The following is a 25,008-nucleotide window of genomic DNA, read 5'->3' on the forward strand; positions in this document are numbered from 1 at the left end:
GGTGCATATTGCGCCATTAAAATGAATGAATAAAGATGAAATCCATCCATAAAACAGATGGATAGAACCCATGGAATGGACCGTCGATCAACTCCGCCAATTCGTGACGACCGCCGACTGCGGCTCGTTCTCGGCGGCCGCGCGCCATCTGGGCAAGGCGCAGTCGGCCGTCAGCACCGCCATCGGCTTGCTGGAGGTCGACCTGGGCGTGGCGCTCTTCGACCGCTCGCGCAGGAATGCGCAGCTGTCCGAAGCGGGGCGGGTGCTTTTGCTCGAAGCGCGCGAACTGCTGCGTCAGGCAGAGCAACTGGACCAGCGCGCTCGGTCGTTGAACGCGGGGAACGAGGCCGCGCTGTCCCTGGCTTTCGACGAGGCCTTGCCGTACACGGCCATCGGCACGCTCATGCGCGAGATCTCGGCGAAGTTCCCCAGCCTCGAACTCACCGTGCTCAATGGCACGGCCACCGAAGTGGCCGACTACGTGGAGCAGGAGCGCGCCAGCGTCGCGTTCCATTTCGACCGCGGCCCCGTGCGGCCCAGCTTCGACCTGCGACACATCGGCAGCGTGCCGCAGGGCGTGTTCGTGGCGAGCGACCATCCGTTGGCCGACGGCCGCACGGTCCGCCGCAAGGACCTGGTGCGCCATCGGCAACTGCTGATGCACGCTGACGATGTTCACGAGGTGGCCTACAGCCCCAAGGTCTGGCGATCCGACAGTTTCTACAGCACGGCCGAGATGGTGGCCGACAACCTCGGCTGGGCCGTGCTGCCCGTCAACATCGCGCGTTACGAGGGCTTTCGCAAGGCCTTGCAGGAAGTGCCTTGCCCCTCGCTGGCACTGCCCCGGCTGTCCGTGCGCATGCTCTGGCTGCAAGGCCGCTCGCTGGGCGCAACGGCCCTGTACGTGCAGCAGCGTTTCACCGAGCTGCTGCTCGACACTCCCGAGTGAGCGGTTGGTAACCCTACGATATCGGCTTCGCCAACGACCTGAGTGCCCTGATGGAACCCTTGCGCATCTCCACCGACATCCACGACCAGGACGTGGCGCTCATTCACCGCTTCCTGTCCGAAGAGTCCACCTGGGCCCGGCAGATTCCCTTCGAGACGGTGCGCACATCCGTCGAGAACTCCTTGAACTTCGGCGGCTTCGTCGGCGCGGCCCAGGTCGCTTACGCGCGCGTGATCTCCGACTGCGCCACGTTTGCCTACCTCGTCGATGTCTTCGTGCTGCCGCAGCATCGGGGCAAGGGCTACAGCGCTGCGCTCATGGCGGCGGTCATGTCCCACCCGCGGCTCCAGGGCTTGAGACGCTTCATGCTGGCCACGAGCACCGCGCACGGGTTGTACGAGAAGTTCGGCTTTACGTCGCCGGCCAAACCGCAAACGCTCATGGAGCGCTTTGTGCCGGACGCCTATCGTTCCAAGGCCTAGGATTCATCCTGCGCCACAACCAGTAGCACGGACGCCTGCTGCTTGCCCACCGACGTGATCTTGTGGGGGATGCTCGAATTGAAGTGCGCGCTGTCGCCTGCATTCAGCAGCTCCACGCGGCCGGCGAGCTGAAGGCTGATGCGGCCTTTGAGAACGTACAGCAGCTCTTCGCCTTTGTGATTGCTCATGGGGTGATTGCGCACGGGCTCCTCGGTGGGTGTCAGCACGAACGCGACCATCCTGCGATCGGGCGACGCCCCTGACACAACGCGCGGCGTTTTCGGGCGCGCGTCCGTCGTCTTGGCTTCCGCGCGGCTGATGAGCACGGGGTCGCTGTCGGACGACTCCGCGAACACTTCCTCGACCTGCACATGCAGTGCCTTGGCCAGCTTCAGTGCCGCGCCCACGGACGGCGTCGAGATGCCTCTTTCCAGTTTCGACACATAGCTGCGGGTCAGGTCCGTCGCCTGGGCCAGCTCTTCGAGCGTCAATCCGGCCTGGACGCGAAGCAACTTCAGTTTGATGGACATACGCTTTTCTTTAGGACACTTGTGTCCTAAAATGATTTTGGTTTCCTGATTTGAACAATCTTTGCGGGGCTGGCCCGCTATCTGAGGAGTATGGTATGTCGGTACGCACGCGCCTTCGGGCTTTGTTTGTCAGCTCGTTCGCCGGGGCGCTCGCGTTGCTGGTGTCCGCTTCCGTGGCCCACGCCCAGCCGGCTTATCCCAGCAAGCCCATTCGACTCGTGATTCCGTTCGGTGCGGGCGGCATCACCGATGTGGCCGGGCGGCTCATCGGCCAGCATCTCGGCGAAGAACTGAAGCAGTCGGTCATCATCGACAACAAGGCGGGAGCCGGCGGTGCCATTGCCGCACAAGCCGTCGCACAGGCCCAGCCCGATGGCTACACCTTGCTGCTGGGCACGGTGGGCACGCAGGTGGTCAACAAGATGCTCTACAACAAGCTCAACTACGACCCGGCCGCCTTCACGCCTGTCTCGCTCGTGAGCAACTCACCTTACGTGCTGGCCGTCAACGGCATCGATGGCGTGAGCGACCTGAAGGGCCTGATCGCCTACGCCAAGGCGCATCCGGGCAAGTTGAACTTCGGCTCCGCAGGCAATGGCAGCTCGCCCCACCTGGGCATCGAGCTGTTCAAGCTGGCGACCCAGACGGACATCGTGCATGTCCCCTTCAAGAGCGGCGCCGAGGCGGTGAACGCGGTCATGGGCGGCCAGGTGCAGATCGTCATCGACGCCATTCCCGTCATCCAGCCGCAGGCCAAGACGGGGCGGCTCAAGATGCTGGCCATCGCGGCAAACCATCGCAATGCAGCAGTGCCTGATCTGCCGACCAGCACCGAGCAGGGGCTGCCCGACTTCCAGATCGGCTCATGGAACGCGATCGTCGCACCGGCCGGCACATCCCAGGCGCAGGTCGAGATCCTCAACCAGGCGCTTGCCCGCGCACTGAAGCGCCCCGCAGTCGTCGCACGCCTGGCCGAACTCGGCATCGAGCCGATGACCACCGGCGTGCCGGCCTACCTCGCCCACGTCAAAAGCGAAACCGCCAAGTGGAGCAAGGTCATCAAGGCTGCGGGCACGAAGCTGGACTGACGCAGGACGCGAGACATGAAGCTCTACGACACCCAGCGTTCCGGCAACGCATGGAAGGTGAGACTGCTCGCCGGCTTTCTCGGCATCGCGCTGGAACGCGAAACGCTTTCCATCGACCGCGGGGACCTGCGAAGCCCCGGCTTTCTCGCGATCGCGCCGATGGGCCAGGTCCCGGTGCTCGCGCTGGACAACGGCACGCACCTGGGCGAGTCGATGGCGATCCTTTATTTTCTGGCGCAAGGCAGCCCCTGGTGGCCGGGCGACGTGGCCCGACAGGCGCAAGTACTAGCATGGTTGTCGTTCGAACAGGAACGGCACATGAAGCCGTTGGCGCAACTGCGCCTGCATCTCGCCCTGCATCGCGACCGCGATCCGGCCGGCGAAGAGTTCATCCACTTCGCCCGCGAAGCCAGGCAGTCGCTGCAGATACTGGATGCGCAGTTGTCGCGGCAGGGCGCAACAGGCTGGGTCGCCACGACAGATGCGCCGAGCATTGCCGACGTGGCGCTCTATCCCTACACGCGCCTGGCGCCGATGGGCGGCATCGACCTGTCGGCCTGTCCGGCCATCACCGCATGGCTCGGCAGAATCGAGCAACTGCCCGGCTACCAGCCGCTCTTTCCCGGCGCGCCCGAGAAGAACTTTTCCACCAGCGAATCTGCATAAGGACAACGCCATGGCATCGCAAGACACTTTCAAACTCGACAAGGGCGAACTGATCCAGCAGTCATACGCCCAGATGGACGCGCACCTCGCGGACAGCACTTACACGCTGCGCCAGAAGCTGGCCCTGACATGCCGCATTCTTTTCGACAACGGGCATGACTCCGGCCTGGCCGGACAGATCACGGCCCGCACCGGCGTGCCGGGCGAGTTCCTGACGCAGCGGCTCGGGCTGGGCTTCGACGAGATCACCGAAGACAACCTGCTGCGGGTCGACGAAGACCTGAACGTCCTCGAAGGCGACGGCATGCCCAACCCGGCCAATCGCTTCCACTCGTGGGTCTACCGCGCGCGTCCCGATGTCAACTGCATCATTCACACGCATGCCGCGCACGCGTCCGCGCTGGGCATGCTCGAAGAGCCGCTGGTCATCTCCCACATGGACAACTGCGTGCTCTACGACGACGTGGCTTTCGTCGGCAAATGGCCGGGCATTCCCGTCGGCAACGAGGAGGGCGAGTTCATCGCGTCGGCCCTCGGAAGCAAGCGTGCCTTGCTGCTTTCGCACCACGGGATGCTCGTGGCCGGCGGCAGCGTGGAAGAGTCTTGCGTTCTTTCGATCGCTTTCGAGCGCGCGGCGCGCATGCAACTGCTGGCGTCGGCCGCGGGCAAGATCCAGCCCATCGATCCGGAACTGGCCAGGGAAGCGCACGACTGGATCTTGCGGCCTCGCCGCAACACGGTCGCGTTCGACTACTACGCGCGACGCTCGCTGAAAGATCCGCGCAACGCGGATTGCGTCCGAAGGGCCTGAACGCCAGCCGCCCGGAACGTCAGGCCAGTGCGGCCTCTTCCGACAAGGGCACGTGCAGCCCGACCTTGACCCGGCTCATCGCCACCAGCGTGTTGAAGCGCTTGACGTTGTTGTTCTCGAAGAAGAGTTCACGCGTCAGCCGGGTGTATTGGCTCATGCTCCTGACCGCGAAGATCAGGACGAAATCGCAGTCGCCCGCCACGTAGTAGCACTGCTGAATCTGCGGGCAGGCCTGAAACGTCCGCTTCATCGCGTCCAGCAGGTCGACGCGTTCGCTCTCGACCTTCACCTCGACGATCACCGTCAACTCGCATCCCACCGCATCGGGATTGATGATCGCGGCATGGCGCTCGATGACGCCTTCGTCCGCCATCCGCTTCAGTCTCCGGTTCACCGCTGCGGTTGAAAGATTGACCTGCTGGCCCAACTCGCCTTGAGGAATGCGCGCATCCTGCTGGACCAGTTCGAGCAGCTTCAGGTCGTAAGCATCCAGTCGTGTGGTCATGCGTCGAAACAGGAGGAAAAAGCGAGGAGGGATTGCATATGCGCATGCGCCAACGAGAAGAAATTCGCGGGCCGCACGCCTACGATTATGCGCATCACCCTAGGAATTTCGCCATGCTGGTCAACAACCCAAGAGCCCTTCGAGGCGAGTATCCGGACACGCTGCAAAGCAGCATGAGCATCGCCGAAGCGCGGCACACCCGGTCCTGGCTTTCGCGCTGGGACCTGCTCTCGCCGCAGCCCACACCGCTCTGGCGCCTGCCGGATCTGGCCCGCAGGCTGGACGTCGCCGAGGTTCACGTCAAGGACGAATCCGTGCGTTCCTCGCTGGGCAGCTTCAAGGCGCTCGGCGCGCCTGCTGCGCTTGTTCGCCTGATTGTTCGCAGCCATCCTTCATGGGCCCCCGAAGATGTGCTGGCCGGTGCGCACCGCAGCCATCTGGGCGACCTGGTCGTCATCAGCGCCACCGACGGCAACCACGGCCGCGCGCTCGCCGCTGCCGCCCGCAGTGCGGGCGTGCGTTGCGTGATCGTCCTGCACCGGCATGTCAGCCCTGAGCGCGAGCGTGCGATCGCGATGTTCGGCGCCGAGGTCATTCGCATCGAGGGGAACTACGACGCCTCTGTGGCACACGCGGCGCATCTGGCCGAGCAGCATGGCTGGCAGGTCATCTCGGACACCGCATACCCGGGCTATGAAGAGGTTCCCCGCGACGTGATGCAAGGCTACGGAACGATGATCGACGAGCTGCTGGAGCAGACGGAATCGCCTTCGCAAGCGTGCCCCTTCACCCATGTGGTTCTGCAAGGTGGCGTCGGTGGCTTGGCTGCCGGGGTCGCGAGCTATTTCTGGGAGAGGTTCGGCGCAGAGCGGCCAGCCTTCATCGTCGTGGAGCCGCGCCAGGCCGACTGCCTGATGCAGAGCGCACTTCAAGGCCGTCCATCCGCGGCGACCGGCAGTGTCGACTCGGTGATGGCGGGCCTTGCCTGCGGCGAAACATCCACGCTGGCCTGGCGCTTTCTGGAGCCGTCGGTGGATTGCTTTGCCGCCATCGAAGACAGCCACGCCGTGGAAGCCATGCAATGGCTTGCGCAGGGCTCCAGGCTTGATCGGCCCATCGTCAGCGGCGAGTCGGGGGCTGCCGGCGCGGCCGCGCTGCAGATGATTGCGCTCTCGCCCCAGTGGCGCCAACAAGCCGCGCTCGACACCGACTCGAAGGTGCTGCTGATCAACACCGAAGGCGCAACAGCGCCTGGCGTTTACGCAGAGCTTCTGGGCCGGAGCGCCGACGAAGTCCTGCAGGCGCAGCAGCAATGGGCGCAGACCGGGGGCGTTTGATCGTCTCGTCGGAGCGTCCAAAATCGATTCGGGGATGGTCAGCGAGACCCGTGGCCAGACCATCGTTGTACGACAGGGTTGCGTGTTCGGGCGCTGGACAGGCCTTGCAGATGGCCGCCTCGTCAACAGCCGACGCGGTTCATCCGTTGAAGACCCGGGAGGCCGTCTCCCTCACCCTGGATGGAATCACATGAAAAAGCTTCTTGTTACCCTGACCGTTCTGCTTGGTGCGGCGAGCGCGTTCGCGCAGTCCGACAACGGAGTCCGCGTGAGCACAGATCCGGCCCGTGCTGCCGCAGTGGAAAGCCATGCCCAGCAGCTGCAGGCGCGCCCTGCGGAAAAGCCGATGGCCATGCACGACCACGCGCCCAAGATGCACAAGCATCAGGCCCGCCACCATCACGCCAAGCCGCACGCCAAGAAGTCCTGAGGCCAGCGATGCCGCCCCGGCGGCCTGGCGCTAAAGTCCGTCCTGCTCAAACCTGAGGAGGGCGCGACATGCACATTCGGACCGGGCGGCTTTCAGGCCTCCTGCTATTGCTTCTTTCGGCCGCAGGCTCGGCATCTGCAGGAACGATCACGTGCGTTCCTGGCCCAGGCGCAGGGGCCGGCTCCTTCCACTGGGTTCGCAAGATCTCGATCGACGAGCACTCGCGGACCGTGCTCATGGACACCGTGCGCTCCAAGACAAAGGACGCCGAGACCATGAGCAAGATAAGGGGCGAGTTGGTGAGCATGGACGACACCCAATCCGGTGAGCCCATCTACGTCTTCAACTCGATTCCCGCCCCGGGCGTGGAAGTCATGAACCTCTTCAAGTTGTTCAAGGCGGGTGAATGGCGCCTGATCAGTGCGGGGGTGAGCTTCGTGAACAAGGTGCCGGCACTGCGCGCCGTCGAGCAAAGCGCGGTTTTCGACTGCAAGCGCTCCGGATTGGGGTGAACGTCACCTGAGGCGAGGCTGACGCTCAGCACGCCGTGTGACATTTGGGAACGATCTTCACACTCGCGATGTGCGCGGCTGCAAAGGGCATGGCGTTGTCTTCACATCGGGACTGTTCCCGTCCTTCAGGAGACGACGTGATGGCTCATCGAACCTTTCTCAAGCTGGCTGCCGCAAGCGCGATCGCTGTCAGTGCACTGTGCGCTGCGGTCTCGGCGAATGCCGGCCCGAGCTGGTCCATCGGCGTGACCGTGCCGGGCGTCGTGGTGAGCCAACCCGCGCCGGCGTATTACGAGCCGGCGCCTGTGTCTTCGCGACCGGCACCCATCTACTACCAGCCTGCGCCGCCCGTGCGTTACCAGCCGCCGTCTTACTACGCGCCGGCCCCCGGGTACTACGAGCGCGAATCCCGCTGGGATGAACGTCGCGCCGAACGCCGGGAATGGCGCCGCCGGGAGTGGGCGCGCGAACACTATCGCCGCTACCACGAAGACCGCGACGACTGATCGTTACGGCGGCCTCGCTGGCCTGTCAGGCCGTGGCTGTGGCAATCACGCGGCCGCGTCCCAGCGCCTTGGCGCGATACAGCACCTCGTCGGCCTGCGCCAGCACCTCGTCGACGTCCTTGACACCGTCGCTGGTCGCCACGCCGATGCTGACGGCGAACGAGCCGACCGCATGCGCCGGTGAATCGGGCGGCAGGGGCTCGTCGATGCCTTCCTTCAGGCGCGCCGCGATGGTCATGGCATCGGCCATCGTCGTGTGGGGCAGCAGCACGACGAATTCTTCACCGCCATAGCGCCCGAGCAGGCCCTGCGTGCCGATCACCCGCTGCATGCGGCTGACCGCCTCGCGGAGCACCGCATCGCCCATCTGGTGGCCGAAGCGGTCGTTGATGCTCTTGAAGTGGTCCAGGTCCACCATCAGCAACGCTGCAGGTCGCCCCTGCGTTCCGTGGCTCGCGGCGAATTCGGCCAGGCAGGCATCGAGCAGTGCGCGCCGGTTCAGCACGCCGGTGAGCGGGTCGCGGGTGGCGAGGTACTCGAACTCGGTGTGCACGCGGTCGGTGGCCATCAGCACGACAGCGATGGACAGAAACAGCACGCTGAAGGAATACATGGTGATGTAGACCGACTGGATCCACGTCGCTTCCATGATGCTGGTGCCGGCCATTCCCATGATCACCGACACGAAGCGCAAGCCGGCCACCAGCGACTGGGCCAGCAGCAGCCCGATCATCAGCCGCATGCCGTACACCGGGACCTTGTGCCGCACGTAGAGCATGGCGTGAAAGAAAAACAGCAGCGTCACCGCGAGGGTGACGATCGCCAGACGCGCCTCGAAGTCCGGTTGGATGCTGCTGAACCAGAACATGAGCATGCCCAGCACCAGGTTCAGTGCTGTCCAGCCCCGGGTGTCGCTGCGGCCCAGCAGAAACTGCTGGCTTCCCGCGTAGTAGATGACGCAGGCCTGGAACAGCACCATGTTGGCAACGACGATCGTGGCGAAGTCGGGCAGGAAGCCACGCGCGGCGAACAACAAGGTGCTGACAAACGCAATCAACGGCGCCCGGGACCAGTCGCTCAGCCCCCGGATGCTGGGCGGATAGCTGCGGCGCATGAAGAACAACACCAGCGACATCATGATGCCCATCAGACCCGCCAGCAGGATGGTGGAGCGGGGGTCGAAGAGATAAGGCAGGTAGCCCATGGTGCTCGATGTGTTTTGCGTCGCGCAGCGGCGTGTGCCGGCCTCCCAGGCAGGGCAAAGAACTCTGTCGACTGCGTCTTGAGAAGGCTGGAGGATATCGACTCGACGCAGCGGCCGAAAGCGGGCACGACCCAGCAACCGTGAGATTGCAAACAATCAAAAACAAAACATTAATACCAAGGAACTATTTCCTTGGGCTGCCGAAGGCCGAGACCTATCCTTGGCGCCATGTACGCAGCACAGCAACTCCTCGTCGAACTGCCCGATGGCTGGTCCAGCCGGATCGACATCAAGCAGACCAGCAATGGCCGCTATGCAGGTGTCGCGGAGCTGAACCTGCAGGGGCTCAAGTGGGGCGTGCTCGTGTTCATGCAGCAACCTTCGCTGGACGCCGCGCTGGCGCGCGTTCGTCTGCGGGCCAGCCAGTTCGCGAGGGAGCGGCTGTCCCTGCTGGACGCCGAGTCGAGGATGCTGCTCGACTGAACCAATGAAAAAGCCCGCACGAGGCGGGCTTTGGAATGTGGTCGTGAACTCTCACGCGGTCCACGGTTACGGCAAATGTTCAATTGCGGAAGCCACCTGTTGTTTTTTTCGTCGTAGTGACTTCGACGCGCCGGTGTGAGATTCGGCTTGCCTGGCCAGGCAACATTCGGAGCAAGTCCGGACGAAGCGCGATTGTATCAGATAGCGATGGCCTATCTGAACCGAGGTGCTTGCTCCAGGTTTTGCTATCGCGCGCATGAAGATTGCCAAACCCTCTCAGCCCGTCAAGGCGGCACCATCGACGCTGACTGACGGAGAACACATCGTGAACACATTCAGAAAATTCGTGGGTGGCGCCATTTCGCTCGCCGGGGCTGTGGTGCTCGTGGCCCGGCACCTTTAAGGGGCACCCTTTTTCATGGCTCGCGGCGTTCGCACCGCGGCGCGAAGGAAGTCGATGAACGCGCGGACCTTCTCGGGAACATGCCGCGTGTCCGGGTAGAGCGCGTACACCGACTGAGTGGGAAATCGGTAGTCCGGCAGCAGCCGGCGCAGGCGTCGTGCGTGGATGTCGTCGCGCACCAGCCATTCAGGCAACAGCGCAACGCCGGCGCCCTGCAGCGCAAACGCCCGCAGGGTGGAGGCCGAATCGGTCACGATCATCGCGGCGGGCGTATCGATCTCGAGCGTTGTCCGCCCACCCTGCGGCGTCTGCAGCGGCCAGCGTCGCGGCGATGGCAGGCGGCTGTGCCCGAGCCATTGCGCGCGGCCCAGTTCGTCCGGCGTCGTGATCGCCTTGCCGGGTACGCGCTGGAGGTAATCGGGCGCCGCCACCGCCACGATGTCGAAGGTCTCGATCAGCGAGGCCCGGTAGCTCGAATCCTGCAGCCGGCCGAGGCGAATCGCCAGGTCGAATCGCTCGGAGATCAGGTCTTCCTGCTGCGAAGACGATGCGTGCCGTATCTCCAGCAACGGGTTCTCGCGCGCAAACGCCGCGAGCGCGGGCACCACCGCGTGCACACCGTATTCCGTGGTCGTCGTGATGCGCAGCGTGCCGCTCAGCCCTGCATGCGCCTTGCGTGCGGTATCGATCGCTTCTTGCGCCTCTCGCAGAACTTCCTGGCAATCGCGATAGAAGCGCTCGCCCACGTCCGTCAGCACCAGCCGGCGCGTGCTGCGCGTCATCAGCGACACGCCCAACTCCGCCTCGAGCTGTTTGATGTTGAAGCTCACGACCGCCTTGCTTTGCGCCAGTTGTTCGGCCGCCGCCGTGAACGAGCCGGCCTCGACCACGGCAACGAAGGCGTTCAGGCGGTTCAGGCTGACGTTGTTCATTGCGTTCATTGTCAAATTCGATAAGACAGTGTAGTTACCATTAGGCCGTTTATCGAAAGCCTATGCCTGTCTAAGCTCTCGCCTTTCTGAAGACGGAGCACGTCGTGTTGTATCGAAAAAAAGTGGCAGCCCTGTATCTGCTCGGGTTCTTCGTCGACCTGGTCAACATGTTCATCGCCAACGTGGCGTACCCCGACATCGCGCATGCGTTCAATGCGTCCATTGCCACGCTGGCGTGGGTCGGCAACGCCTACATCCTCGGGCTGACCGTGGTGATCCCGCTCAGTGCATGGCTGGCGCGGCGCTGCGGCAGCCGGAACATCTTCATGCTTTCGCTCGCGGTGTTCATGCTTGCCACGCTGGGCGCCGGTGCCTCCGGCACGATCCCGACGCTGATCGCGTGGCGCTTTATCCAGGGGCTCGGTGGCGGTTTGCTGATCCCACTGGGCCAGACGATGGCCTACCGCATGTACCGGCCCGAGGAGCGGGCCAGCCTGTCCAGTCTCATCATGCTTGTCGGCCTGCTCGCACCGGCACTGTCGCCTGCGCTGGGTGGCCTGATCGTCGACGCTCTTTCGTGGCGCTGGATCTTCTTCCTGAATGTCCCGTTGGCCGCGTTCACGCTGGTGCTGGCCTGGCGTTGGTTGCGGCCGGAGCAGGTCGGCACCGTCCACACGCCGCTCGACCTGTCGGGCCTGGCCAGTGGCGCCCTTGCCATCGCGCTCGCCTTGCTCGGCCTGACGATGCTCGGCGAACATGACCGGCAGGCGGTCGGCGCGGTCGTCCTCGCGGCAGGGTTGCTCGTATTCGCATGGCATGTGCGCGGCGCGCTGCGCAGCGCACACCCGATCCTCAATCTCAGGCTCGCGCGCGATCCGCTGTTGCGCGTGTCGATGCTGGTCTACCTGCTCGTACCGGGCGTCTTCATGGGCGTGAGCCTGGTCGCGATGTTCTATCTGCAGACCGTGATGGGCATGTCCGCATCGCACACCGGCCTGCTGATGCTGCCGTGGTCGCTGGGCGCCTTCCTCGCCATCTCGCTGACCGGCAAGAGCTTCAACCGTGTCGGACCCAAGCCGCTGTTCCTGCTCGGTGCGCTGTTGCATGGCGCAGGCATCGCGTTGCTGGCCGGCGTTTCGCCGCCGCTGCGCTGGCCCCTGCTGACAGCCGCCTATGCCCTGATGGGTTTCGGCGGCAGCCTCACCAGCAGCGCCGCGCAGAGCACGGCCTTCCTGCAGACCGCCGATGACCAACTGGGCGAAGCCAGTGCGCTCTGGAACATCGGCCGGCAGATCAGCTTCTGCCTTGGCGTGGCCCTGCTGAGCGTGCTGCTCAACCTGCTGCTCGGCCTGGACGGCATCACCGACCCGGGCGATCCGGCCATGAGCGTGCGCGCGACCCACGTGTTTCACCTCTGCTTCGCCATTGCCGCCGCGAGCGCGGTGCTTCCGATCCTCCTTTGCATGCGCATCGGCAACGCGGACATCCTGCGTCGCCTGCGGATGCAACCCCACCCGAAGACGCAACCATGACCATGACGCCCCTCCACATCTACCTCCAGGAAATCACCGACACCTGCGCGCTGATCGAGCGCCTGTTCAATGCGCCTGCACAAGACGCGACGATTCACCCCGAACTGCTCGCGCATTTTTCGCCCGAGTTCTCGATGCTGACGACCGGAGGCCACAGGCTCGATCACACGGCGCTGGCCGATTTCTTCTCGGCCATGGCGGGCCGCAAGCAAGGCCTGAAGATCGACGTGTCAGACCTCGCGCTGCTGTACGAGAGCGAGCGCGGCGCCGTCGTGACCTATGCGGAAACGCAGACGCTGAATAGCGAGGTAGAAGTCCGCCTGGCGACCGTGCTCCTGGACAGGCGACAGGACGGCGCGCTGCAATGGCGGCATCTGCAGGAAACCACCCGAGGCTGATTCAGGGCCGCGTGATCAGCGGCGAAGCCGGCACCACCGGCGGTGGCCGCTGCGGATACACCGACGTGCCGAAGGTGTTGCCCATGCGATGTTCGGTCGCCGCCCGGTTGAACAGGCCGAGCTGGTTGGACGGCCGCTGCGCGATGGCTTCCGACGCCATGCCCGGCTGCGCTCCGTCGGCCGCGCGTGGCGGCGCGGTGGGGCGCAGCTTCTGCGTGAGGCAGGCATAGGAGGGCGTGCGCTCGCCATTGACCACCACTTCCACGCAACTGTCCGCGCCCGTGTCCTCCGCCTTCGCGGCTGGCGAATCCTGCGCCATCGCAACACCGTGGGAACCGAATGCCAGCAACGCCATGGCGCCATACAAGAGACCTGCGCGCATCCTCACTCCCCATCGTTCGATTGGCCGGCCGGGACGGCGGCGAACCCGTCAGTCTAGGCAGCGCGCAAGTCAGCCACAAGACGGCGCGACCGCTTCAACCGAAGGTGAACACATAGGCTTGCGCACCGGCATCGAGAAACTCGATCTCGAACAGCCGGTCCTTGCCATTCACCGACTGGCGCACGAGTTGATAGAGCCGTTGCGCGTCGATGACGCCGTTGCCTTCCGCATCCGTATCGGCGCCGTGGTCCGCCAGCGGCGGCTTGCCGTCCACCCGCACTCTGAAGCGCACGGGCTTTCCGTCGGTCGACGGGCCCAGCACCAGGTGCAGGTCGCGCGCCTGAAAGCGATAAGCGATGCGCCCGTTGGCGCGGGCCAGCACCGCGCGTTCACTCCCCACGGTCCATTCACCGCTCAAGGCCCATTGGTCGGTTCGCAGCGAAGGTGCGCTCTGGTAGACGCGGGTACGGTCGCTCGCAAGGCCGCCGGGCGAGGCGAAGTTGTGCGCGCGTTCATAGCCGAGGTAGGTCTCGCCCGACAGTGCAGGCGACGCATCGGGCGCGGCCTGTGTGCCCTGGCCTTGTGGCGAGACCACCTGAGCCGGCACATCCGCCCGCCCGGCCTCGGCCAGCAGTTGCTGGATGACCTGCTCCGACTTCGTGTACCGGTTCTCCCCGACCTGTTGATGGCGGATGCGCCCCTGCGTGTCGATGAAATAGAAAGCCGGCCACGACTGGTTGCCGAATGCACGCCAGATCGCGTAGTTGCTGTCGACGGCCACCGGGAAGCCAACGCCCAGGTCCTTCGTCGCCCTGCGCACGTTGGACGGCAGCTTCTCGAACGCGAACTCGGGCGTGTGCACGCCAATGACGACCAGGCCTGCGTCCTTGTACTTCTCTGCCCATGCGCGGACATAGGGCAGCGTGCGCAGGCAGTTGATGCACGAGTAAGTCCAGAAGTCGATGAGCACGACCTTGCCGCGCAGGCTCTCGGGCGTCAGCGGGGGTGAGTTGATCCATTCGGTCGCGCCGGCGAGAGACGGAAGCGAGCCCTCGACACCGAGTGGAGGCACAGGCTTCTTCGGCTCCTGCAGTGCCGATGTCAACATCAGGCCAGGCGCCAGTGACGTCGACACCGGCGCGGCGAGCAGAGGCGACGGCTTCGGCGCGTTGATCTTCTCGACAAGCGCCTGCTCCAGTGCCGACTTGGTTCCGGCCGAGAGTTGGCTGAGCAGCCCTGTGTCCAGCCCCAGCGCGATCGCACCGACGCCCGCCAGCACCGCCACGCCAGCCGCACGCCGCACCCATTCGCCCGTGCGCAGCGAGCCCTTCATCACCGAGAACACGCGGCCGCCGAAGAGCAGCGCCGCCGCCAGCGAAGTGCACGCGCCGGCGGCATAGGCCAGCAGCAACAGCGAGGTGCCGACGCTCGCGCCGTTGAGCGCCGCGCCGGTCAGGATCAGCCCGAGGATCGGTCCCGCGCACGGCGCCCACAGCAGGCCGGTGCCAACGCCGAGCAGCAGCGGCGCGAAGACCGAAGGCTTTGTCGCGGCACCGTCCGGCTGCCGTTGCGACAACCGGTTGCCAAGCGCAACCAGCGGCCGGCTCAGCCGCTGCGCCACCGACGGAAACAGCAGCGTGACGCCGAACACCGCTAGCAGCCCCATCGCCGCATGGCGCCCGTACTGGTTCAGTGCCACCACCCAGCCACCGCCCACCGCCGCCAGCGTGGCGATGGCGGCAAAGGCCAGCGCCATCCCCAGCAGCAAGGGCAGCCCGTGCGAGCGGAACGGACGGTCTGCGCGTGCGAACACGAAGGGGAGCACGGGCAGGATGCACGGGCTCAGGATGGTGAGCACGCCACCCAGGTAGGCAACGAGGAGGATGAACATGGTGTGGTTCTCTGCGGTGGATGGATGAAAACGACAGGGCGAGCAAGGTCTTCACGGCCTCGACGAGCGAGCCGCTTTTCAAAAAGGGACTTGGTGCGGCTCAGCCCGGCGGCGCAGCGCGGGTGTTCGTCAGGGTCAGCCGGGCTTCCAGCCCGCCTTCGCTGCGGTTGCGCAGCGTCAGCTCCGCGCCCATCGCCATCGCGAGCTGGTGGGCGATGGCCAGGCCCAGCCCGGTGCCGCCGGTGCCGCGGTTGCGCGAGCCTTCCACGCGGTAGAAAGGCTTGAGCACGTTCTCCAACTGGTCCGGCGGAATGCCGGGGCCGTTGTCGATCACGGCAAGGACCAGTCGATCACTGTCCGCCCGCACCTGCAGCCGAACATCGCTGCCGAAATTCAGCGCGTTGTCGATCAGGTTCGCCAGGATCCGGCGCAACGCATTCGGGCGCGTCACGATGGGTTCGCCGGTGCGGCCTTCGAGCCGCACCGCCTGTCCCGAGTCTTCATAGTCGGCCACCATGCTCTCGAACAGCGCGTCGGCGTCGATGCGGCAGGCCGGCTCGGTGGCGCCGTGGAGCGTTCGCGCGTAGGTCACGCCTTCGCGCACCAGCGCGTGCATCGCGTCGAGGTCTTGCCGGAACTTGTCGCGGTCGTGGTCGCTGTCCATCAGCTCGGTGCGCAGGCGCATGCGGGTGATCGGCGTCTGCAGGTCGTGCGAGATGGCCGCAAGAATTTCCACGCGCTCGGCCATGTAGCCTGCGATGCGACGCTGCATGGCGTTGAAGGCGCGTGCCGCGTGGGCCACTTCGGTCGGACCGTCTTCCAGCAGCTTCTGTGCCTTGAGGTCGGGCCCCAGTTCGTCGGCAGCCGCGGCAAGATCGGCCAGCGGCCGCGTCACCAGCCGCACGGCGAACCAGGCGCACAGGGCCAGCACCACCAACTGGATGGCCAGCAGCCACATCACCCAGCGCGACACCGGCATGCCCACCCGCCTCGCATGCACCACCACCGAAGAGCCGTCGCTCAGTCGCACCTGGATCTGCAGGCTCTCGGTCGGTTGCGCCACCTGCCCGATCTTCACGATCTCGAAAGGCCGCATCGCATCGGCGATGGCCGTGGCGAACTGCTGCAGCAGCACGGACTGCGGTGCGATGCCCTGTGCGCTGCCGCCCAGCACGAAGCGGTAGTTGCGCCGTTCCAGCCGTTCCAGCCAGCTCGCGCGTTCGGCGGCGGGCAGGCGGTCGAGGATGGCGACCGAACTGGCGATGTCGCGCTCGATGCCGATCATCATCAGCTCGCGCAGCGCCATGTCGCGTTCGTAGCGGATGGCCGCGAAGGTCAGCAACTGCGCAATTGCCAGGCCGATCACGATGATCAGCGTCACCCGGGAGAACAGCGAACGCGGCACCAGCCGGTGCCAGTTTTTGCGAACGGGCGCCTGAAGGCCAGTGCTGGCGGGGAGGGCGTCGGGGCTGGCTGATGTGGGCATGGGCTGGTTTATAGACCCGTGCCCGCCACCGGTGCCGTTTGTTTGTATTGCAGTGTGTTGAACCCCGCAAACGACATGGAACATTACCCGCGCGTTCGCGCTTTCCGTTTTTGTATGCCCGTGTATCTCGCGGCGCCGGCACACACGGCCATACAAGAAGGCCCCTTTCAAGACACATCGCGAATACACGCCGCGAATCCAATGAGGCCATCGCCAGCCGCACCCCATCCGGTGCCCTGGCGATGAGATCACTCAACGCATACGAAGGAACGCGCATGTCTGCACCCATCAATCGTCAACGCCGCTTCTTGCTGGGAGGCGCGGCTGCGAGCCTTGCGGCCATAGAGCTGGCCTTCATGGGCAACACCCAGGCGGCCGAGACGCGACCCACCGGTTCATCCGGCAAGTCGCCCAGGCTGGAACCGATCCGCCAGATCAAGGCGGGCGAACTCGACGTCGGCTACTACGAAGCCGGCCCCGCCGACGGCATTCCCGTGCTGCTGATGCACGGCTACCCCTACGACATCCACAGCTATGCAGAGGTCGCGCCGCTGCTGGCCGCAAGGGGCTGCCGCGTCATCGTGCCGCACCTGCGCGGCCATGGCAGCACCCGCTTTCTCGACAGCGCCAACCCGCGCTCCGCACAGCAGGCGGCCGTGGCGCTGGACCAGATCGCGCTGCTCGACGCGCTCGGCATCGACCGCGCCGTGATGGTGGGCTACGACTGGGGCGCGCGCACCGCCTGCATCATCGCGGCGCTCTGGCCGCAGCGTTGCCTGTGGCTGCTGTCGGTCAACGGCTACATCATGACCAACCGCCCCGGCAACAAGCTGCCGCTGCCCGCCAAGGTGGAGCTGGGCTGGTGGTACCAGTACTACTTCGCCACGGAGCGCGGCCGTCTCGGGCTGGAGGCGAACCGGCGCGACATCGCGCGCATCCTGTGGACCACCAACTCGCCGAAGTGGAACTATGACGACGCCACCTTCGAGCGCAGCGCCGCGTCCTTCGACAACCCCGACTATGTGAACATCGTGATTCACAACTACCGCTGGCGCCTGGGGCTCGCGGAGGGCTTTGCGCCGTATGAAGACCTCGAAAGGCGCCTCGCCGCCTTCCCGACGATTGCCGTTCCCACCATCACCATGGACGGCGATTCCGACGGCGTGGTGCCCGCTACCGACGGCAAGGCCTATGCCGCGAAGTTCACCGGGCCGCGCACGCACATTGTCGTGAACGCGGGCCACAACGTGCCGCAGGAAACGCCGCAGGTGTTTGTCGATGCGATCTGGAAGCTCGCATCCGCGCGCGGCTGAACCGACTCTTTTTCTTTCTCCCGACCCACCCCGACTCACTCCAAAGGAACCACCATGACCATGAAGCTCGACAAAGTGCTGTACACCGCATCCACCCACACCACCGGCGGCCGCGAAGGCGCAGGCAAGGCCAGCGACGGCGCGCTCGACGTCAAGCTCAGCCCACCCGGCTCGGGCAAGCCCGGCACCAACCCCGAACAGTTGTTCGGCATCGGCTACTCGGCCTGCTTCATCGGCGCGATGCGGCTCGCCGGCGGCCGGCTCGGCATCAAGCTGCCGGAAGACGTGGCTGTCGATGCCAGCGTGTCGCTCGGCAAGACGGAAGGCGACGCGGCCTATGCATTGGCCGTGAAGCTGGCCATCACGCTGCCGGGTCTCGACGCCGCGCAGAAGAAGCAACTGGTGGAGGGCGCCCACCAGACCTGCCCCTACTCGAACGCGACGCGGGGCAACATCGAGGTCGAATTCTCGATCGCCTGATCTCTTCAGCGAACCGCGACGATGAACAGCCTTGGAAAAGGCAGCAGCACCGTGCCATCGTCCAGTGCGGGATAGGCCTTTGCAATCTCGGTCTGGTACTGCGCAATGAACGCGGCCTTCTCATCCGCGTTCAGCCGCGCCAGATAGGGCAACAGCGCCGAGCCTTTGAACCATTCCACCACCGCCGCAGCGCCGGCGAGCGGGTGGAAGTAGGTGGTGCGCCACACATCCACCTGGCTGACATGCGGCCGCAGCAACGCGTAGTAATGCGCCGGGCTGTGCCGCGCCGGGTGCTTCACGTCGCCGATCTTTTCGGCCCAGCGCTTCGATGCCGCGACTTCGCGCGCCAGCCGGTGCGCGGGTTCTTCCAGGTTGTCGGGCGTCTGTATCGCGAGGCTGCCGCCGGGCGCGAGCTTGCTCGCCAGGCGCGGATACAGCGATGCGTGGTCCGGCAGCCATTGCAGCGAAGCATTCGCCAGGATCACGTCGAAGGCCTGCGACGGGTTCCAGCTTTCGATGTCCGACACCTCGAAGCCGATGGCGGGCAGGCGCTTTCGCGCGGCAGTCACCATGTCTTCGGAGCTGTCCATGCCGGTGACCGTCGCGCCAGGAAAACGCTGGGCGAGCACGTCGGTGGAATTGCCGGGCCCGCAGCCCAGGTCGACGGCCAGCCGAACGTCTTTGGAATGAATGGCGGCCACGAGATCGCGGACCGGCCGGGTGCGTTCGTTCTCGAAGGCTGTGTATTGCTTGGCAGACCAGTCGCCGCTGGTGGCGTCGGGGGTAGAGGCAGTCATCGGAGGCTCTTCTTGAAGTGGGTGCGGATAGTTTGCGCAGCGTGCTTGTCTACGTAAAATGAATTTATTTCGGCCATTCATTCAAATCGCTCATGAAAATCGACATCCTGGGCATTCAGGCTTTCGTCGCGATTGCAGAGCGGGGCAGCTTCCAGGCTGCGGCCGACCATCTCAGCGTGACGCAGACGGCCATCACGCAGCGGCTGCGCAAGCTCGAAGAATTCCTGGGCGTGGCGCTGGTCGAGCGCACAACCCGCTCCGTCGGGCTCTCGACCATCGGCCAGAACTTCCTGCCGCAAGCGCGCCGCCAACTGATCGAACTGACAGACGCCTTGCTGGAGATCCGCGAAAGCGGCAAGGCCGAGCGCGGCGACGTGTCCATTGCCTGCGTGCCGACAGCGGGCGTGCAGTTCCTGCCGAAGATCATGCGGGCCTATTCGGCGCGCTATCCGCAGAACCGGATCAAGATCCTCGACCACTCGACGTCGGCCGTGACCGACGCGGTGCTGCACCGCGAAGTGGAGTTCGGCATCGGCATGTCCGGCTCGCATCCGCCCGAGCTGTCGAGCGTGCCGCTGCTCGAAGACAAGTACGTGCTGATCTGCCACCAGAGCCATCCGCTGGCAAAGCGCCGCAGGATCGCGTGGCGGCAATTGAAGGAATTTCCGCTGATCTTCGCCGGCCAGGTCAACGGCAACCGCGACCTGCTCGACATGGCTCTGGACAAGAGCGCGCTCGGCCTGCAGACCTTCTACGAAGTCCAGCGCAGTTCCACCGCGGTCGGGCTGGTCGCCCAGCAGGTGGCCGCCGCGATCGTGCCCAGGCTGGCGGTGCAGGCGGGCGCCTATCCCGACATCCGCATCGTGGAGCTGATCGATCCGGTGGTCTCGCGCACGCTGGTGCTGATGGCCCGCAAGACGGCGCACCTGTCGCCGGCGGCGCAGGCGCTCTACAACATGATCAAGGCGCAGGCCTCGCGAAAGCAGAACGGGCAGGCCTGATCGATGATTCGGGCTGCCACACGCATATTCATCAGACTTGTCCAGGAGTGAACACATGAGCCACGGCACCACAGCCACCATCGTTTCCACGGGAACCGACTACAGCCATCGCATCGCGGTGGGCAAATTCGAGCTTCTCGCGGACGAGCCGGCCGCCCTGGGCGGACAGGGGCTCGGTCCCGCGCCCTACGACTACTACCTGGCGGCACTGTCGGCCTGCACCGCCATCACGCTGCGCATGTATGCGAAGCGCAAGGGCTGGGAGCTGGGCGAGTTTCGTGCGGAACTCACGCTGACAAAAGACGCCGACGGCAAGGCGCACATCCGCAGGGTTCTTCACGCCGATGCGCCGTTGAGCGATGCCCAATGGGAGCGCCTGCTCGAAGTGGTGGCCAATACGCCGGTGACGAAGACGATGCGCGAGGGCGCGGAGATCACGAGCGAGCGTGGACCCGCAGCGGATTGACCCAGCGCGATGAACCGGTGCCGCAGGTTCATGCAACGTAATGTGGCGGCCCGGTCCGCCAGATACACAGGCATACAAACCCGCTCGTTCCGCGCGTCAACCGGCATACATTGCGGCTATCGCGCCATCCGGCGCCCCATTGCACCGCCATGACGCCCAAGACCTCCGACCACATTCTCATCGTAGACGACGACCGGGAAATCCGCGAGCTGCTCACCACCTACCTGGTCAAGAACGGACTGCGCGTGGTCGCGGTGCCCACGGGCCGGCACATGCGCGCGGCGCTGGAAGCGTCGGGCCCGTTCGACCTGATCATCCTCGACCTGATGCTGCCGGGCGAAGACGGGCTGACGCTGTGCCGCGACCTGCGCACGGGAAAATTCAAGGCCACGCCGATCCTGATGCTCACGGCCCGCAGCGAAGAGGCTGACCGCATCCTCGGCCTGGAGATGGGCGCCGACGACTACCTGGCCAAACCCTTCTCCGCCCGGGAACTGCTCGCGCGCATGCGTGCGGTGTTGCGCCGCACGCGCATGCTGCCGCCGAACATGCGCTCGACCGAGGCCGCCTCGAAGCTGGCGTTCGGCGAATGGCAGGTGGACACCACCGCGCGCCATCTGATCGATGACAGCGGTGTGATGGTGGCGCTGAGCGGTGCGGAGTACCGGCTGCTGCGCGTGTTTCTCGACCATCCGCAAAAGGTGCTGAGCCGCGACCAGTTGCTGAGCCTGACCCAGGGCCGCGAGGCGGAATTGTTCGAGCGATCGATCGACCTGCTCGTGAGCCGTCTGCGCCAGCGTCTGCGCGACGATGCGCGGGAGCCGCGCTACATCAAGACGGTGCGCAGCGAAGGCTATGTTCTGGCATCGTCGGTCGAGGCGCTGGACTGAGGGGCTGGCCAGATCCTGGCGATGCGGTCGCGGACCTACACTCGCGAAATGATCAAAGCTCTCTTGTTGCCATTGGGTGCTCTCCTGGTTACCGCGTGCGCTCAGCCTGAGCCACCGCAACCACCGCGGGTCGGCATGGCGAACCCCGCGTCGGTTTATTGCCAGAGCCTTGGGGGAACGACTTTGATGAAGTCGAATGACAAAGGCCAGTACGGCATTTGCCAGCTGCCGGATGGCAAGCAGATCGAAGAGTGGGAGCTTTTTCGGCGCGACCATCCGGCGAAGTAGGGTTCGCTGCACTACGACGGCTTGCGCGTACGCACGCGGGGTCCGTCGGTCTGCCGCGCTGAGATGCACTGGCAGTTCACCGGGTTGCGTATCTCGTGCGCAATGCCGCCGGTCAGGAAGAGCAGGGCTAGCCAGAGCTTCTTCATATCAGTGACTCCTTTCGGGGGGCTGCGGTTTGCGGCTTTCGCGCTGTTGTGTTCGGGGCGGGTTCGGGTTTATTCAGGGCTCGTGCGAATGACGCCAGGTACTCCCCTCCGCGAATGTCCCCCGCTTCGCTCCTCCTTTATTTCGCTGCGGGGAGTACCTGGCGTCATTCGCACAGGACACGCTGCTGGCGATCGCCGGTCAACAACCGCTCTGAGCGCTCACGTCGATACGGGGCTCTTTTTCGCGAAATAAAGGAGGAGCGAAGCGGGGGACATTCGCGAAAAAGAGCACCGTGTCGGCGTGAGTGCCGCCCTGAACAGCAGCAGCACCTCGAATCAAGCACAACGCGACGAACAGCAAAGCAAGGCGTCATCCTAGGACCCCGCCGTCGAAGGTTCCGACAGCAGCGCCTGAATCTTCTTCTCCGTCGTGCCATAGCTGCCTTCGCCGAAGTGCGAGTACACGACTTTTCCCTGCCTGTCGATCAGGTACACGGCCGGCCAGTACTGGTTCTTGAACGCCTTCCAGGTGCCATAGCTGTTGTCCTGCGCCACCGCATGTTTGATCTGCAGCCGCTGGACCGCGTCCTGCACGTTCTTCGTCGACTTCTCGAACGCGAACTCCGGTGTGTGCACGCCCACCACGACAAGGCCCTGGTCCTTGTACTTCGCGTTCCAGTCTTTCACGTAGGGCAGGTGGTTCAGGCAGTTGATGCAGGTGTAGGTCCAGAAATCGACCAGTACCACCTTGCCGCGCAACTCGCTCAACTTCAACGGTTGCGTGTTGAGCCACGCGTCGATGTTCTGGAACTCGGGCGCGGGCAGCGCTTCGGCGGCGGGCACGTCACCGCCCAGCGGCGGCGCGGCGAAGCTCAGGGTAAGGGCGACCGCCGAGGCCGCAACGGCCACGGCGAAGAAGGCGGCGAGAGAACGAAGGCGCATGTTGATTCCTGCAGGGGAGAGTGACGGGCGGGTTCTTGAACGGAGCCGATTCTTCGCCGCGTTGTCCTCTTCCGGCGCGCAAGGCGTATGCCTGTGTATCCGTCAAGGGACGTCGACACACAGCGTTTCACGGCCGCACTTCCAACCCGCGCATTGAACGCGATGCGCCGCCAGTTTCATCGCGGTGTCACAAAGAAGAGCCTCCTACGTCGAGACCATTCTTCTTACGCGCAGGAAAACCCATCGCGGCGGACCGAGTGCCATTTTCTTGATGAAGTTTTCGTGACAAACGACAGTCGCCGCGCACGCCGCGCGTCTAGATAACCGTACGCAACAGCGACATGAAGGCTCTGCCTCATGCGCCGTTGCCAAGCGAGCTTCATCTTTGAGAACCGAGCTGTAAATGCATGACATGAAGAAGAACGCCCCACCGAATTGCTGGAGAGCGGTGTGGCTGGCAGTGATGGCAATAGGTGCCCAAGGGGCGGCCTTTGCCCAGGCATCCGCACCCGCCGCAGCATCCACAACCCCACCCGCCTCGGCGGCCACACCCTCGACCCCGACGCCGGTTGCCGCACCGGCTGCGACCCCCGAATCGACCCGCAAGGTCGACATTGCCGAATACATCGTGCGCGGCAACACCGTGCTCGACGCCCGCGCCATCGAGAAGGCGGTCACGCCCTTCCTCGGCCCCGAGCGCACGCTGAAAGACGTGGAGGGCGCGCGCGACGCGCTGCTCGCGGCCTATCAGGCGGCCGGCTACCAGTCGGTGTACGTCGACCTGCCCGAACAGCAGGTCACGCAGGGCATCGTGTTCCTGCAGGTCAATGAAACCCGCGTGGGCCGCGTGCGTGTGGTGGGCGCCGAATACAACTCGCCGGTCGACGTGCGCGACCAGGTGCCCGCGCTGAAAGAAGGCGGCGTGCCCAACTTCACTACCGCGCAGGCCGAACTCACCGCGCTCAATCGCAGCCCCAAGCGCCAGGTGATGCCGCTGGTGCGCCAGGGCGCGATGCCCGGCACCATGGACGTGGACCTGAAGGTCGACGACAGCAGCCCGTGGCGTGCCAGTGCCGGCTTGAACAACGACTACAGCGCCGACACGCGCAAGCTGCGCTCCACGCTTTCGCTGGGCCACGACAACCTCTGGCAGATGGGCCACAGCGCGTCGATCAGTTTCTTCGGCGCGCCGCAGGACCTGAGCCAGACCAAGGTGTTCTCGGCTTCCTATACGGCGCCGCTGCCGGGCACCAACTGGAGCCTGGAAGCCAATGCGTACAAGTCCGACAGCAACGTGGCCACCGTCGGCGGCACCAGCGTGCTGGGCAAGGGCCACTCCATTGGCGTGAAGGCCACCTACACCGTGCCGAACACCGGCAACTGGTGGCACGCGTTCAGCGTGGGCGTGGACCTCAAGAACAACCAGGAGGCGTTGCGCCTGAAGGGCAGCGGCGACACGGTGCCGCTGAAGTACGCGCCGATCACGCTGTCGTACTCGGGCTTTCGCCAGACGGACAAGAGCCAGTACGGCGTCGGCATCTCGCTGGTGGTGGGCACCAGCAGCTCTTTTGGCTATACCAGCGACTGGGCCGCCTTCGACTACAAGCGCTACAAGTCTTCGCCCAGTTTCATGGTGCTGAAGACCGACCTCAACGGCACGCACACCTTCGACGGCGGCCAGCAACTGGCCTTCCGCTTCAACGGCCAGATGACCGATTCGCCGCTGGTGTCCAGCGAGCAGATCGCCGGCGGCGGCATGAACTCGGTGCGCGGCTATCTCTCGGCCGAAGCCACCGGCGACTACGGCGTGGTCGGCTCGCTCGAAGTGCGCAGCCAGCCGCTGACCTTCCTGGGGCCGCTGGTCGAGAACTGGCGCGTGTATGCCTTCGCCGATGCGGCGCGGCTGCGCCTGAAGAGCCCGCTGCCCGAGCAGGCCGAGCGCTTCTCGCTGTATTCGGTGGGCCTGGGCACCACTTTCAAGATCAGCCAGTACTTCGCTGGCCGCGTCGATTTCGGCTACCCGCTCACGGACGGTCCGCGCACCAAGAAGCACGACCCGCGCGTGAATTTCAGCTTCACCGCGAACTACTGATCCACGCAGACGCCACCTTTTTCTTTCTATCTTTTTCTCTCTACGAGTTTTTCGGAGAACCCTGTC

At 64.9% G+C, this 25,008-nt stretch carries 29 protein-coding genes; 19 read left to right on the plus strand and 10 right to left on the minus strand.

Features of this window, described 5'->3' with window-relative positions; all coding sequences use genetic code 11:
- Positions 1-70 precede the first annotated feature (70 nt).
- Positions 71-949, plus strand: coding sequence for a LysR family transcriptional regulator (locus H7F35_RS25445; protein ID WP_187109328.1), 879 nt, complete (start codon positions 71-73; stop codon positions 947-949).
- Between the two features lie 50 nt (positions 950-999).
- Entirely contained in the window at positions 1,000-1,431 is a 432-nt protein-coding gene (locus H7F35_RS25450) for a GNAT family N-acetyltransferase (RefSeq protein ID WP_187109329.1), read from the plus strand.
- Here H7F35_RS25450 and H7F35_RS25455 read toward each other — a convergent pair.
- Complete coding sequence (locus H7F35_RS25455; RefSeq protein WP_187109330.1) at positions 1,428-1,961, minus strand: XRE family transcriptional regulator; 534 nt, start codon at positions 1,959-1,961, stop codon at positions 1,428-1,430. The genes H7F35_RS25450 and H7F35_RS25455 overlap by 4 nt on opposite strands.
- A 95-nt stretch (positions 1,962-2,056) precedes the next feature.
- Between H7F35_RS25455 and H7F35_RS25460 the strand changes: the two genes are divergently transcribed.
- The 3 genes from H7F35_RS25460 to H7F35_RS25470 are packed head-to-tail and all read left to right on the plus strand — an operon-like array spanning position 2,057 to position 4,526.
- On the plus strand, positions 2,057-3,049 hold the full coding sequence (locus H7F35_RS25460; RefSeq protein WP_187109331.1) for a Bug family tripartite tricarboxylate transporter substrate binding protein: 993 nt from the start codon (positions 2,057-2,059) through the stop codon (positions 3,047-3,049).
- 15 nt (positions 3,050-3,064) lie between these two features.
- Positions 3,065-3,715 carry a glutathione S-transferase family protein gene (locus H7F35_RS25465; protein ID WP_187109332.1) on the plus strand — a complete coding sequence of 217 codons (651 nt, stop codon included), beginning with the start codon at positions 3,065-3,067 and terminating at the stop codon, positions 3,713-3,715.
- 10 nt (positions 3,716-3,725) lie between these two features.
- On the plus strand, positions 3,726-4,526 hold the full coding sequence (locus tag H7F35_RS25470) for an aldolase (RefSeq protein WP_187109333.1): 801 nt from the start codon (positions 3,726-3,728) through the stop codon (positions 4,524-4,526).
- A 19-nt stretch (positions 4,527-4,545) separates the two neighbouring features.
- Here H7F35_RS25470 and H7F35_RS25475 read toward each other — a convergent pair whose 3' ends face one another.
- A complete protein-coding gene (locus H7F35_RS25475) occupies positions 4,546-5,031 on the minus strand; it encodes an Lrp/AsnC family transcriptional regulator (protein ID WP_187109334.1) in 486 nt (161 codons plus the stop codon).
- A 113-nt stretch (positions 5,032-5,144) separates the two neighbouring features.
- On the opposite strand from H7F35_RS25475, the gene H7F35_RS25480 reads away from it, so the two are divergent.
- The 4 genes from H7F35_RS25480 (at position 5,145) to H7F35_RS25495 (ending at position 7,816) form a co-directional block, all read left to right on the plus strand.
- Positions 5,145-6,368 carry a diaminopropionate ammonia-lyase gene (locus tag H7F35_RS25480; RefSeq protein ID WP_187114407.1) on the plus strand — a complete coding sequence of 408 codons (1,224 nt, stop codon included), beginning with the start codon at positions 5,145-5,147 and terminating at the stop codon, positions 6,366-6,368.
- A 190-nt stretch (positions 6,369-6,558) separates the two neighbouring features.
- Entirely contained in the window at positions 6,559-6,798 is a 240-nt protein-coding gene (locus tag H7F35_RS25485) for a hypothetical protein (protein WP_187109335.1), read from the plus strand.
- A gap of 68 nt (positions 6,799-6,866) precedes the next feature.
- Positions 6,867-7,310: a hypothetical protein gene (locus H7F35_RS25490; RefSeq protein WP_187109336.1), complete on the plus strand. Its 444-nt coding sequence runs from the start codon at positions 6,867-6,869 to the stop codon at positions 7,308-7,310.
- 140 nt (positions 7,311-7,450) lie between these two features.
- Positions 7,451-7,816 (plus strand): hypothetical protein, encoded by a 366-nt coding sequence (locus tag H7F35_RS25495; RefSeq protein WP_410010730.1) that lies wholly within the window; start codon positions 7,451-7,453, stop codon positions 7,814-7,816.
- A gap of 25 nt (positions 7,817-7,841) precedes the next feature.
- Here the strand turns inward: H7F35_RS25495 and H7F35_RS25500 are convergent, their stop codons facing one another.
- Positions 7,842-9,020, minus strand: a complete 1,179-nt coding sequence (locus tag H7F35_RS25500; protein WP_187109338.1) for a GGDEF domain-containing protein — start codon at positions 9,018-9,020, stop codon at positions 7,842-7,844.
- A gap of 228 nt (positions 9,021-9,248) precedes the next feature.
- On the opposite strand from H7F35_RS25500, the gene H7F35_RS25505 reads away from it, so the two are divergent.
- Positions 9,249-9,503: a hypothetical protein gene (locus H7F35_RS25505; protein WP_187109339.1), complete on the plus strand. Its 255-nt coding sequence runs from the start codon at positions 9,249-9,251 to the stop codon at positions 9,501-9,503.
- Positions 9,504-9,902: 399 nt separating this feature from the next.
- On the opposite strand, the gene H7F35_RS25510 is transcribed toward H7F35_RS25505, so the two are convergent.
- Positions 9,903-10,838 (minus strand): LysR family transcriptional regulator, encoded by a 936-nt coding sequence (locus H7F35_RS25510; RefSeq protein ID WP_187109340.1) that lies wholly within the window; start codon positions 10,836-10,838, stop codon positions 9,903-9,905.
- A gap of 104 nt (positions 10,839-10,942) precedes the next feature.
- Here H7F35_RS25510 and H7F35_RS25515 point away from each other — a divergent pair, with 104 nt between their 5' ends.
- Complete coding sequence (locus H7F35_RS25515; RefSeq protein WP_187109341.1) at positions 10,943-12,370, plus strand: MFS transporter; 1,428 nt, start codon at positions 10,943-10,945, stop codon at positions 12,368-12,370.
- Positions 12,367-12,768, plus strand: coding sequence for a DUF4440 domain-containing protein (locus H7F35_RS25520; protein WP_187109342.1), 402 nt, complete (start codon positions 12,367-12,369; stop codon positions 12,766-12,768). Before H7F35_RS25515 ends, H7F35_RS25520 begins: the two co-directional genes overlap by 4 nt.
- A 1-nt stretch (position 12,769) precedes the next feature.
- On the opposite strand, the gene H7F35_RS25525 is transcribed toward H7F35_RS25520, so the two are convergent.
- From H7F35_RS25525 to H7F35_RS25535, 3 genes are all read right to left on the minus strand, one after another.
- Complete coding sequence (locus H7F35_RS25525) at positions 12,770-13,150, minus strand: hypothetical protein (protein ID WP_187109343.1); 381 nt, start codon at positions 13,148-13,150, stop codon at positions 12,770-12,772.
- Between the two features lie 94 nt (positions 13,151-13,244).
- Positions 13,245-15,041 (minus strand): cytochrome c biogenesis protein DipZ, encoded by a 1,797-nt coding sequence (locus H7F35_RS25530; protein WP_187109344.1) that lies wholly within the window; start codon positions 15,039-15,041, stop codon positions 13,245-13,247.
- A gap of 100 nt (positions 15,042-15,141) precedes the next feature.
- The gene (locus tag H7F35_RS25535) at positions 15,142-16,527 is read right to left on the minus strand and encodes an ATP-binding protein (RefSeq protein WP_187109345.1); all 1,386 of its coding nucleotides are present in this window, start codon (positions 16,525-16,527) and stop codon (positions 15,142-15,144) included.
- A gap of 275 nt (positions 16,528-16,802) precedes the next feature.
- Here H7F35_RS25535 and H7F35_RS25540 point away from each other — a divergent pair, with 275 nt between their 5' ends.
- Positions 16,803-17,840: an alpha/beta fold hydrolase gene (locus H7F35_RS25540; RefSeq protein ID WP_187109346.1), complete on the plus strand. Its 1,038-nt coding sequence runs from the start codon at positions 16,803-16,805 to the stop codon at positions 17,838-17,840.
- Between the two features lie 54 nt (positions 17,841-17,894).
- Positions 17,895-18,320 (plus strand): organic hydroperoxide resistance protein, encoded by a 426-nt coding sequence (locus H7F35_RS25545; protein WP_187109347.1) that lies wholly within the window; start codon positions 17,895-17,897, stop codon positions 18,318-18,320.
- Between the two features lie 5 nt (positions 18,321-18,325).
- On the opposite strand, the gene tam is transcribed toward H7F35_RS25545, so the two are convergent.
- Positions 18,326-19,117 carry a trans-aconitate 2-methyltransferase gene (gene tam / locus H7F35_RS25550; protein ID WP_187109348.1) on the minus strand — a complete coding sequence of 264 codons (792 nt, stop codon included), beginning with the start codon at positions 19,115-19,117 and terminating at the stop codon, positions 18,326-18,328.
- Positions 19,118-19,209: 92 nt separating this feature from the next.
- Between tam and H7F35_RS25555 the strand changes: the two genes are divergently transcribed.
- The 4 genes from H7F35_RS25555 (at position 19,210) to H7F35_RS25570 (ending at position 21,762) form a co-directional block, all read left to right on the plus strand.
- Positions 19,210-20,118: a LysR family transcriptional regulator gene (locus H7F35_RS25555; protein WP_187109349.1), complete on the plus strand. Its 909-nt coding sequence runs from the start codon at positions 19,210-19,212 to the stop codon at positions 20,116-20,118.
- Between the two features lie 55 nt (positions 20,119-20,173).
- Complete coding sequence (locus H7F35_RS25560; RefSeq protein WP_187109350.1) at positions 20,174-20,584, plus strand: OsmC family protein; 411 nt, start codon at positions 20,174-20,176, stop codon at positions 20,582-20,584.
- Positions 20,585-20,733: 149 nt separating this feature from the next.
- Complete coding sequence (locus tag H7F35_RS25565; RefSeq protein ID WP_187109351.1) at positions 20,734-21,474, plus strand: response regulator; 741 nt, start codon at positions 20,734-20,736, stop codon at positions 21,472-21,474.
- 48 nt (positions 21,475-21,522) lie between these two features.
- Positions 21,523-21,762 (plus strand): DUF333 domain-containing protein, encoded by a 240-nt coding sequence (locus H7F35_RS25570; RefSeq protein WP_187109352.1) that lies wholly within the window; start codon positions 21,523-21,525, stop codon positions 21,760-21,762.
- Between the two features lie 11 nt (positions 21,763-21,773).
- Here H7F35_RS25570 and H7F35_RS34870 read toward each other — a convergent pair whose 3' ends face one another.
- Positions 21,774-21,908: a hypothetical protein gene (locus H7F35_RS34870; RefSeq protein WP_261803345.1), complete on the minus strand. Its 135-nt coding sequence runs from the start codon at positions 21,906-21,908 to the stop codon at positions 21,774-21,776.
- Positions 21,909-22,283: 375 nt separating this feature from the next.
- Positions 22,284-22,850 (minus strand): thioredoxin family protein, encoded by a 567-nt coding sequence (locus H7F35_RS25575; RefSeq protein WP_187109353.1) that lies wholly within the window; start codon positions 22,848-22,850, stop codon positions 22,284-22,286.
- A 412-nt stretch (positions 22,851-23,262) separates the two neighbouring features.
- Between H7F35_RS25575 and H7F35_RS25580 the strand changes: the two genes are divergently transcribed.
- Entirely contained in the window at positions 23,263-24,942 is a 1,680-nt protein-coding gene (locus H7F35_RS25580; protein WP_261803346.1) for a ShlB/FhaC/HecB family hemolysin secretion/activation protein, read from the plus strand.
- Positions 24,943-25,008: the final 66 nt, after the last annotated feature.

This window comes from Variovorax sp. PAMC26660 (assembly GCF_014302995.1).
Classification (GTDB): domain Bacteria; phylum Pseudomonadota; class Gammaproteobacteria; order Burkholderiales; family Burkholderiaceae_C; genus Variovorax.